General features: G+C 66.4%; 1 protein-coding gene and 1 pseudogene. Both read right to left on the bottom strand.

What is annotated here, in order from left to right:
• Positions 1-575, bottom strand: a 575-nt coding sequence (locus A6A05_RS03570; RefSeq protein ID WP_068497532.1) for a hypothetical protein, incomplete at its 3' end; no start/stop codon positions are given.
• A pseudogene (locus A6A05_RS21195) lies at positions 572-1,204 on the bottom strand (tape measure protein); the annotation flags it as partial. The pseudogene A6A05_RS21195 and the gene A6A05_RS03570, both read right to left, overlap by 4 nt.

Below are 1,204 nucleotides of genomic sequence, written 5' to 3'. Positions count from 1 at the left end.
CCGGACCCGACCGCGCGATATTGCCTCGCCGCCGCCATGGGGGCGTGACCGTCAATACGATTCACGAATAGAGCCTTGAGTTTTGTCAGGAAGAAGTCGCGGATGGCCACCGGGTCGTGGTTGGTCAGCGTCAGCACGCTGTTGAAGGCGATCCTGCCCATGGGCGCCAGATGCTCGACCGCGTGGCGGATGGCCAGTGCGTCCGGGGTCAAAGTCGGCCGCTCGCGGATTTCTAGTTCCGAGGTGATTTCCCACAACACCCGGCCCGCCAGCTTGGCGTCGAACTGGCGGGTGAAGCGGGCCTCGTGAGTGGTGAGGCCGATGCCGCCCAGCAAGTCGATCCCGAACCACTCGCCGCCCTCCTTGGCCTGCCAGCGATACCAGGCCTCGAACAAGGCGAACTGCTCCGGCTTCATCCGCCAGCGAACGGAGATGCGTGACGGCACCTGGGTGAAGCGTTTGCGCTGCCGGGCCGGTCCCGTTTCCATCTCGGTGCGCAGGATCGCTTCGCCCGGGCGGATGCCATAGCCTTGCACCGTCGGCAGGGGCAAGGTGGTCGGCCAGAAGACGCTCATCGATAGCTCCCGGCTGCCGGGTTGAGGCCATAGCGGTGTTCCAGAACCGGGGCCATGCCCTCACCGCGACCGATACGCCGATTCATGCAGCCTTCGATCTCCTCGACGATGATGTCGATCTGGATGCGGCCATCGGACCCCTGGGACCACTTGGCGTTGGCCTCGGTATTGCCGGCATTGTTGTGGACGGTGACCTGGACGTTGGCCGTAGCCGGACGGGACAACGCAGTCCCCAGCAGGCGGTCGGCATTGTCCATCTGCCGGGGCGTGAAGATGCCCTCGCCATCCTTGGCGATGATGGGCCGCTCGCCGGCCAGGATGCCGCCGGAATGGAAACGCGGGGCGGACGCCCATATTGCAGGGTCTGCCCTCCGAACGAAGGTCGGCGGGCCGCCGACGATACCGCCCTCGTGCATACCGCCCATGAAGGCACCGCCGGCATTCATGTCGGCGGTCATGCCGGCCACGTCGGCGGTTGAACCGCCCGAGAACCAGTCGCCGATGCCCGACAGCAAGCCGCCAAACAGGCCGCCGCCTCCGGCGCCACCAAATATCGGCATCACCACCGCCATGCGCCAGGCGGCACGCAAGGCTTCCTCGGCCAGGGTGTTGAACAGGTCGCCCGCCGC

Source organism: Magnetospirillum moscoviense, assembly GCF_001650635.1.
Classification (GTDB): Bacteria; Pseudomonadota; Alphaproteobacteria; order Rhodospirillales; family Magnetospirillaceae; genus Magnetospirillum; species Magnetospirillum moscoviense.
The sequence above is the reverse complement of the archived record's forward strand: the minus strand, read 5'-3'. Positions and strand labels throughout refer to the sequence as shown.